Origin of the sequence: Crateriforma spongiae (assembly GCF_012290005.1) — a bacterium.
Taxonomy (GTDB): domain Bacteria; phylum Planctomycetota; class Planctomycetia; order Pirellulales; family Pirellulaceae; genus Crateriforma; species Crateriforma spongiae.
Window position 1 is genome coordinate 155847 of sequence record NZ_JAAXMS010000012.1, and the last position, 9355, is coordinate 165201.

Genomic DNA, 9355 nt, shown 5'->3' on the forward strand with positions numbered 1-9355 from the left:
TCTTCACCCTTCACTCTTCTAACTTCGGTTGCCTTCGCAGCACGTCTCGCAGATCCGATGACACCGCGTGCATTGCAGCTTGCCACGAATGTCGACCAGCCGGCCGCCACAAACGGGACACGCGGGATCGGTCGTCGGGCACGCCTCCGGCGTCGATTTCGATTCAGATTTGGGGCTGTTGTTGCTCATGGATGCATTCTACCCAAGGAATCGTCCGCAAATAAGTTGCACAGGTATTCGCCGATCGGCAATCTGATCGTTCTGCAAAAGTCTTGCCCGATCCGCTACGACACCGAAGGCTTTGAGTAAGGGTGCTTTACTTTGGCGAAGCCATTGTTGGCGAGCGGTATGACGCGTTCGTAGCTCGGGCCTACATCAACAGCGATGTCTGAGATCGCGGAGCTTCGACTAGCGTTGTCCGGTCTCGCCGCTGAGATCCTCGACCAACTGGGTTCGCAATAACGTTTCCATGCGAAATACTGGTACACCATCTGGGCAATCTCACCCGACTGATCGACACCCTTGTTTCTCAAATGAAGCAAGTGTTTCAGACCGCGATAGCCACCAAATCGACTAGCAATCGTGAAAGTCATCGTTGATCTCTGCGTCGTCCCGCTCGGTGTCGGCGTCTCCGTCAGCCAGTAAGTGGCCGAATGTCAGAAAGTCCTCGACGACGCTGGGCTGAATCATCAAATGCACGCCTACGGAACGAACATCGAAGGCGAATGGGACGATGTGTTCGCGGCGATCAAACGATGCCACGAGCGAGTTCACGAAATGGGAGCTCCGCGAATCACGACGACAATTAAGGCAGGGACGCGGACCGACCGTGATCAAACGATGCAGGATAAAATCGACAGCGTCAAACCGTAGTGGACGAGGCGACGAGTCCTTCCACATCCACATTCTCAAACCCGAATGGATTCCTCGCGTCATCCACTACCTTTATGAAACGCGATCACCTGAAACGACTGCCTCGAGAAAACTACCAAGGCGATGCCATCGTTCACTGGACCGTCACGGTGAGAGATCGGCTTCAAGGCTGGCTCCGACCGGTGTTTTACTACCGTTTTCGCGAACTGCTCACCCACACCATGTTCCGGTACGGCTTAGCGTCCCCCATCTTTTGTCTCATGCCAGACCACATGCACATGGTTTGGATGGGACTGTTCAGCGGCTGCGACCAGCTCAACGCAATGAAGCACTTTCGGTTGCGTTGTCATGAATCGCTCGAACTGATCGGTTACGGACTGCAGGACCAAGCCTACGACCATGTGCTGAAGGAAGAAGAGCGACGGGAAGAAGCCTTCCGAGAGCTTTGCAATTACATCGCTCGCAATCCAGAGCGGGCGGCCATTGTCGAACCCGATGGCTACGCGACGTATTCGTACTCCGGTTGTCTCGTTCCGGGTTATCCCGAACTCAAACCGTTCGATAGCGACTACTGGAATCAGTTTGACCGGATCGTGTCCAGACTACGACAAAGAGGAATGCAGCAACTAAACCCGTAGTGGACGAGGCGACGAGTCCCCTCCGCGCATTGGCATTCCGAGGACTCCTCGCGTCGTCCACTACGAGACAGCGACATAGTCATGCCAACGAACTCCGTCGGGCAACGATTCTGAGGCTGCAAACTCGAGATGCAGAATACGTCGGTGACGCTTCGTTCCTTCGACTGACGAGCCGCTGGCGTGGCTGATCAGCGGACGCATGGCCAGCACGTCGCCGGGTTTGGCATAGATCGTCACGGCTTCTTCAATGCCCACGCCCTCGGATTCGCTGGACACATGCGAGCCAGGGATCACCCGCAGAGGCGCGTTCTCGTCGGTGACTTCATCAAGATGGATTCGCAGCGTCAGCATTTGCCGCAAGACGTCATCCGCAGCAATCAAGTGCGGAACGCCTGCTTTGACTGTCGGTCGTGAAAAGTGCGTCGACACGATCTGGTTATCGCGAACCGCAATCGACGTGTCCTTGTGCCACGGCAGATTCCAAGTTCGCTCAGGTGGTTTGTCGAAGAACAACGCGCGAACCAGCCCGAACTCCGACCCAAGTTCCGCGTGAAGGAACGACAATATCGGCTTGTTCCGCCACACCGTCGAAACCTCGGGCATCGTCTCGATCAAATTTCGAGCGGCATAAACATGCCCGCGACTCGCCCTCTTCGAAAGGTCTCGAGCACGAACCGATTCGGTGTCTTCGGTAAAGGTCTGGTCACAGATGGATCGCAGCCGTTCTGTCGTCTCCAGATCGACCGCGCCCGGCAATAGACAATAGCCATCGCGGCTGAGGCGGTCTTTAAGCAGTTCGTCCATCCCCACATTTTTGCACGACCCAGGCCCGCACGTCGATGGGCTTTGCGAGCAGCAGATGCGGCTCGCCTTCGAACTTGAAACCAAACCCGTCGCCCATCGTGTTGATCCTCTCGTCGCAGGTGGCCGGTGCCAGCGACCAGGGCGGATGATCAATTTCGCCGCGATAGATGCGACCACGACGATTGGCACTGTAGAGGCAGTACCTCGCCGTCAGCCAATGTTCCAGCGATCCCGGCTCGGCTCTGTTGAATTCGCCGGCGGCCCAGTAGCTTGCCTCGTACTCTGCCGGCGGCTCCCCGCGATGAGTCCGGCGACTGCGATAGTCGATGGCAGAATCATCGTTTCGTTCGATCGACATGGTCGCGTCCATGTACGGCAGGTTGAACGTCGCGCGAGCCACACGAACCGCCACTCGGCTTTCGGCATCCAGTGAGAAAAACCAAACACCCGGTTTGCCGTCGACGGTGACATAAGTTCGCACGTTCAATTCCAGGAACCGACTCAAGCCCGGTATCGGCGGGCAGAAGCGCGGAGCGATGTTCGACATCAAGAAGGGAACCACCCCGACCCAGGCTTTGCCATCTCGGGTGTCAAGCGTGACGCCCGCCGGCAATCGGGCCGCAACCACTTGGGGATCCACAGCCCAGTGAGCAAACAGCAATTCCGACCACGTCATTCGCATGACCCAGGGTTGTCTTGGCAGCGGCCACGTTCTGTCAGATATCGGTCCTGCCGTTCTACTTTCCATAAAGGTCCCTCAGTGCAGGTTCGAGATCGGCAAATTGAAACTCAAAACCTTCTTTCATCAAACGCTGCGGAATCACGTAGCGACCGTAGAGCACCAATTCCGGATCGGTTCGCATGAACAACGGAGCCCCAATGCGGACCATCCATTCGAACGCAGGCAGTCCGATCGGCATCCCAATCACCTCGCGAAGCGTCCGCATGAAATCAGCCTGCGACTTCGGGTTGGGTGACGAAACAATGTAGGCGCCCGACATCGTCTCGTCGGTGATCGCGCGGGCGAAGATTGCGTTGATGTCGTCTTCATGAATCCACGACATGCCCTGCGTACCGCTGGCGACCTTGCCGCCCAGTCCTAGCTTAGCGATCAAGCCAAGCGTCCCGAGTGCTCCGCCGCCCGCTCCACGATCGCGTCCAACGACGAAACTGGTCCGCATCACCACTCCGCGTTGATCCGGCATTTTGCTTTCAGCAAACGCAGCCTCCCACGCTCGGGCAACCGTCGGGGCCAGTCCGAACCCATAAGCCGAGTCTTCGGTGCAAACGGCCGACGGCGGATCACCGTAGATGTGAGCCGTGCTCATCTGCACCCAAACCGGCGGTGGACTCGCGACCTTCCGCATCGCCGCCCCAAGCACCTGAGTCGACTCAATCCGCGATCGCAAGATCTCATCGCAGTGATCGGGTGTCTTGATGCAGTTCACCGTTCGGCCGGCGAGGTTAACGACCGCGTCACAACCGTCGATGGCGGCTAACCAATCCGTCCCAGACGTAGTGGACGAGGCGACGAGTCCCTCACCATTCCCCGTACTCTCAGGACTAATCGCGTCGTCCACTACCGGCACCGACCGCCCGTCCCAGACGACGTGCTTCCAATCTCCCTTCGCTTTCGGAACCGAGCGTGAAATAATCGTGACCTCAGCCCCAGCCGCCAAAAACGCTTCCGCCATCGAAAGCCCAAGAAATCCGCTACCGCCGGCGATGACGATCCGTTTGTTCTTCAAGTCACTGGTCACGAATTCACTCCAAAGGCGGAAACGCTGCTGATTTCATTCAATTAACCGCAGCCCCGGGCCACGGGCGACATCTGCGAACCTGCGGCAAATGATAAAACTCCTATTCGACTAGAGTCTTTTTGTAGTGGACGAGGCGACGAGTCCCTCAAGTCATGGACTCGTTGCCTCGTCCACTACGAGAAGAAACCCATGCTGATCTATTCCCCCGGCACACAAGTGGTCGCTCAGAAGGACGTCATGGCGGCGAACGATCGGATCGCCCACCCGGCCGGAGCGGTTGGCGTCATCGTTCGTGCGCCCGTCGATCGGACTCACGCGTATCGAGTCAAATTCAGCGATGGCTTTGAAGCTCCGATCCATCATGACCAACTCGTTCGGCTAGCGGATTTCAAAAGTCAAACCATCCGCGACGCCGATGCGTCGCTGGCCAGCTCCGGTTTGTACGAACGGGTGATCTTTCGTTGCGTCATCGGTTCACGGGCCTACGGACTCGAAGATGAAGCTTCCGACACCGACCGCCGCGGGATCTACCTGCCACCGGCCGACCTGCATTGGTCGCTCTATGGAGTCCCCGAGCAACTGGAGAACGATAAAACGCAGGAGGTGTACTGGGAATTGCAGAAGTTCATCGTGCTCGCACTGAAAGCGAACCCGAACGTTCTCGAATGTCTCTATTCGCCAATTGTCGAAAGGACCACGCCGCTGGGTGACGAATTGCTCGCGATGCGCGAAGCTTTCTTGTCCAAACTGGTCTTTCAAACCTACTCAGGCTACGTCGCATCGCAGTTCAAGAAGATGCAAACCGACATCCGCAATCAAGGCCGCGTGAAGTGGAAGCACGTCATGCACTTGATTCGGTTGCTTCTTTCGGGAACCCATGTGTTGCAGCACGGTTGCGTTTCCGTCGATGTCGGCGACCATCGCGATCGGCTACTGACGATCAAACGGGGCGAGATGCCGTTTGACGAAGCCGACCGCTGGCGGAAAGCACTGCAAGTCGAATTCGAATGCGCCTTCAAACAAACCGCACTCCCCGACCGACCCGACTACGACCGAGCCAACGCGTTCCTGATTGACGCACGACGCCAAGCGATGCAAAACCAACTTCCGTAGTGGACGAGGCGACGCGTCCCATCCCACAACAAACAACAACATCCCGGACTCCTCGCGTCGTCCACTACCATGAATCTGCCAAACGAAAAACTGCTCCAGCACGTTCAATCGCATCCCTATCCGTTGCTTTTTGCAACGATTAGCGGTGCTCTCCTCTACGGTTTTCGGTCAGCCGATTCGGATTTCGGTTTGCGAGGCGTCCATCTGCTGCCACTGGAGACCGTTGTCGGACTCGACGAGGGCGACCAAACGGTCGAAAAAGAGGGTATCTACGACGGTCTGGAGATAGACCTGGTCACGCACGACGCATCAAAATTCTTCACGTTGATGCTGAAGCGGAACGGATACGTGCTCGAACAAATCTTCTCGCCTCTGATTGTGCACAGCACTCCCGAGCACGACGAACTGAAGTCCATCGCCGCAGGTTGCATCACCAAGCATCACGCACATCATTACCTCGGTTTCGCAGCGACACAGTGGAAACTGTTCGGCAAGGAGTCTCCGCCGCGAGTCAAGCCGTTGCTGTACGTCTTCCGTGTGCTGCTGACCGGCATCCATCTAATGCAAACCGGCGAAGTCGAAGCGAACATCCTGCGGCTCAATGAGACCGCAGGACTGAGCTACATTGAGGAACTGGTTGACCGCGAGTCAAATGGTCCGGAGAAGGGGACGCTCGATGCGACGGATCTCGCGTTCTACGAGCGGGAGTGCCAACGACTGACCGCCGAATTGGAATCGGCACACGAGAAGTCCAACCTCCCCGAAGCTCCATCCGCCCGGCAGGAATTGAACGACTTGCTCGTTCGGTTGAGACTTAATGCAGATTGAATGAATAGAGTTACCAGTACTGCAAATGCCCTGAGCTTAATGCCGATAGTACGCAACCGCCCGAACAAGCGGCGGAGCGTTTGGATCGGCGGGTGCAATTTCCCACCAGTTCTGCATGCGAGAGACTCCCTCGTCAAAGTCATGTTCGACGCCGCCCGCGGCGGGCGACGTTTCAAAAGAACACGACAGTTACGAGAAGCCCCCAACAGGCCTCAAGCGGCTATGTCACACAATCCAGCCAGAATTCCGTGACTTTGTCACACACCTCCAGCAAAGATTGCAATTAGCTGAACAATTGAGCGTTGTACACAGTCGAATCAAACTTCCTCTTCATCCGATTCATCATCAACTTTCAGATTTTGAATGCGTTCGCGGAACGCTACATCGAAGAGGTTCAGGTTGTCGAACATCCAGCGTTGGTAAGCTGGCCAATTATCTCGATTAGAGAAATCAACATCCGTTTGTGTCAACTCTATTCGCCACTGCTTTAAATCTGGTGAGTTGTTCCAGTGCAGCGATTGGCCAACAGCCTGCTCAATGGACTCTTTATCGGCCGCGAGTTGTGGGAAGAAGATGGGGGACTTCTTCGTTCCCATGATCAGCATTACAGTCATGCACGACTTGCTCGGACTGATCGAAGTCTCGATCCATACGCCCGAGCGTCCAATCGCCAAATTGTTCCAGTGCTGCGGCAGAGGCGTTGTTGCAAGAAGCTGACTTTTCTCTTCGAACAAAAGTTTATGAAATCCAATCCAGAAATCGATGAATGCTTGTTTTGATTCAGACTTCTCTTGAACGGCTTCATGTAGCGAACGGATTCTACCGAGCAAGTCGGATTCGATATCACCAAGGATTCGGACCATCCAATTGTGTTGATCGAGCCAGTCATACTGGTCGCGAATTGAAACGTCGGGCCTCGTGAACGTGATTGTCGGCTTCTTGCAATTGTCCCATGCTGGCGGAAACTCAAACCCGGCGTCGATTGTTTCACGGTGAGCCAACAAACCTTCAAAAATCTTTTTTCCACGCGGTCGTGCAAAACGAAACTCGATCGTCAACTGCTTTTTGTTCGTCACCAATTTAGCCGCCAGATTGACATCGGCCATTGGCAAGAAAAAATCACAAATCCGGCCTTCAATCTTGCGCACCGGACGCAGGCTGACTCCGCTGGTTTCGAGAACCTCGCCGAAACGCCGCCAGTATTCTGTGCGACGTTGTTTACCTTTGTTCTCCGTCCCACCCGACTTAACTGGAGGCACGTACTTCACATCGCTTTCCGGTCGAGGCCAGAGCACACAAGCTTCCGCTGCCAAGCTCTGTCCTCGCCCGCGGATCTGATCTTCGCCCCACATTTCAGCCGTTTCGAAGATCTTGTTCAGCGATAGTTTGCTTTCAACCAATTCATTGCGTTTCTCGCTGAACGCTCGATTACTTAGTGTTTGGTTGTAGCCGGTCAACGTCAGATTTCCGAGTGTGTGAACCCAACGCTCGTGAGTCCGCTTCGGTCGCTCTCCGAGCATCTGTCTCCACTCCTTACCGGCCGGCCCAGACGGTAACTTCTGCGGCATTATATGCTCTATCTGAATTTTTTCTAGGTCGACCACCTCTTTATGGCCGTCAGCACGTTCGAGCATTTCAAGGACGATCCGACATTTTTTGAACTCGCGTCGGTAGATGGGAAAGTCAACAAGACTTCGTTGGAACGTTTCATCATCCGGCCATCCGCGATGCAGCAGATAAGCACGAATGTTCTGATTAACGGCGCCGGTGAGTTGCCCTGCTAACTCACAGAACCATCGGCCGTAGGCACGCGTACTTTCTCCGCAGATTGAACGCCTGAGTATGAAGCTGTTCAGGTCAGACATACAGCTCACAAAATCGTCATCAGAAAGCTGTTTTTGGTGGCGCTGCTCCAGCAAATTCAAAACGACCGGATACGCGGTCGACGCCTCCATCCACACAAAATGTCGAAGCACCTTGGCAACTTTGGGTGACGTCACCTTCTCATAATTTACGATCGACTTGGCGTGCCCAGCAAATCGTCGTAATTCCCCGACCATCTCGGTTGGCGAGCTATCCTGTTCCTCGAAATATTTTTTGAAATCGCTGAAGGTTTCTTTGGCTTTAGAGTATTCGCCACCGCGCATCAGGAAGTCGCGGTAGAACGCCGTCGGGGCAATCGTTGATTCACCAGCGGCCGGTTCGAACTCTGCCTCGAACGGGGCCCAGTGTTCGTTCTGAAAATCTCCTTGCTCCTCCAGCGGAATCTGCATGAAGAGGAAGTTCCGGATAAGATCCGATTCCAAGAGTGGCAGCCCGGTTGAGTTCAGGCTTTCAAAGATTTCGTAGGGATCCTCCTTTTCCAGCGTGATCGCAACGAGAAAAAGACGGCCAACAATCGTGTCAAAAAGCTTTCGAAGATATTGGTCGTCGTTGTGGGCGTGAGTCCGAATAAACTTCATGAAGAAGTCATGTGCGGCGGTAAGCCGTGAGTTCGGGTCATCTGCCCTTTTGCGATCCACCAACGCCGAGAACAGTTCGCGATCACCGGTCCGCGGCAGCAATTTGTAGCGATCTAATTTCTCCTCGAACTCGTTGATCAAATAGTGGCGCTCGATCTGAGCCGCTAGTTTCGCATCTCCAACTCTCTTCGCCTCGTCACGAAGCGCGACGAGTAGGACAGACAAGGTCGTGAGTCGCTGCTGGCCATCAATCAACTGATATTGAGAGACCTTTCCGGGCAATGCTGACTGAAGCGAACAAACCAGCGGTCCAAGAAAGTGCTTCTTCGACAAATCCTCTACAAGCAGCGACTGAATGTCATCGCCCAGACGATCCCAATTGTCCCGTTCCCAGGAATACGATCGCTGGAAAAACGGGATAAGGTACTGAATATTGTTCGACAAAATGTCGCTGAGCGGTTGAGCGTCGGCTTTCATGATCTTGATTGATTCTCGTGATATTCAGGTTTGAACGAGATAACTAATGGACTCCCGAAGTACGTGCGTTGTTGCAGGAAAGTCTTGAAGGTGGTGGCTGAGCATCTCCAAAGCAAGTTCGGTCGGCAGGCTTCGGTGGACTTTAAGCCATTGATCGCTGCCTCATTGACGGCACGACAATCAATCCGTTGAGGTGGTCAGATATTCAGACTCTGCGAAACCGCCAATAGTGCTCACATACAGTTGGTCTCTGGCGCGCGACCCTGCGACATACAGCAGATTTTGTTCCGCAGCGATATGCTGTTGTTGGGCTCGCTTATCGTCTGCACGGCCTCGATATTTCGTCGGGAAGACTCCATCAGATAGTCCTGCAATGATCACGCACCGGAACTCCAGGCCC

The 9355-nt window shown here is 54.9% G+C and carries 8 protein-coding genes and 1 pseudogene; 4 read left to right on the forward strand and 5 right to left on the reverse strand.

Going from position 1 to position 9355, the window contains the following annotated elements; genetic code table 11:
* Window positions 1–582 precede the first annotated feature (582 nt).
* Window positions 583–873 (forward strand): annotated as a pseudogene (locus HFP54_RS26485) (MTH1187 family thiamine-binding protein).
* Between the two features lie 260 nt (window positions 874–1133).
* The gene (locus HFP54_RS24210) at window positions 1134–1511 is read left to right on the forward strand and encodes a hypothetical protein (protein ID WP_235952312.1); all 378 of its coding nucleotides are present in this window, start codon (window positions 1134–1136) and stop codon (window positions 1509–1511) included.
* A gap of 60 nt (window positions 1512–1571) precedes the next feature.
* On the opposite strand, the gene HFP54_RS24215 is transcribed toward HFP54_RS24210, so the two are convergent.
* From HFP54_RS24215 to HFP54_RS24225, 3 genes are read right to left on the reverse strand one after another with little or no spacing between them, the layout of a single operon-like run.
* Window positions 1572–2315, reverse strand: a complete 744-nt coding sequence (locus HFP54_RS24215; RefSeq protein WP_235952315.1) for a phytanoyl-CoA dioxygenase family protein — start codon at window positions 2313–2315, stop codon at window positions 1572–1574.
* The gene (locus HFP54_RS24220) at window positions 2299–2997 is read right to left on the reverse strand and encodes a YqjF family protein (RefSeq protein ID WP_235952316.1); all 699 of its coding nucleotides are present in this window, start codon (window positions 2995–2997) and stop codon (window positions 2299–2301) included. Before HFP54_RS24220 ends, HFP54_RS24215 begins: the two co-directional genes overlap by 17 nt.
* Before the next feature lie 55 nt (window positions 2998–3052).
* Entirely contained in the window at window positions 3053–4075 is a 1023-nt protein-coding gene (locus HFP54_RS24225) for an epimerase (RefSeq protein WP_315853974.1), read from the reverse strand.
* 189 nt (window positions 4076–4264) lie between these two features.
* Between HFP54_RS24225 and HFP54_RS24230 the strand changes: the two genes are divergently transcribed.
* Entirely contained in the window at window positions 4265–5188 is a 924-nt protein-coding gene (locus tag HFP54_RS24230) for a nucleotidyltransferase domain-containing protein (RefSeq protein WP_168567135.1), read from the forward strand.
* Window positions 5189–5257: 69 nt separating this feature from the next.
* A complete protein-coding gene (locus HFP54_RS24235) occupies window positions 5258–6016 on the forward strand; it encodes a nucleotidyltransferase domain-containing protein (protein ID WP_168567136.1) in 759 nt (252 codons plus the stop codon).
* 317 nt (window positions 6017–6333) lie between these two features.
* Here the strand turns inward: HFP54_RS24235 and HFP54_RS24240 are convergent, their stop codons facing one another.
* Complete coding sequence (locus HFP54_RS24240; protein WP_168567137.1) at window positions 6334–8955, reverse strand: DUF4268 domain-containing protein; 2622 nt, start codon at window positions 8953–8955, stop codon at window positions 6334–6336.
* A gap of 180 nt (window positions 8956–9135) precedes the next feature.
* Window positions 9136–9355 (reverse strand): 3'-5' exonuclease (locus tag HFP54_RS24245; protein ID WP_206036379.1); only part of this gene is annotated, 220 nt, incomplete at its 5' end.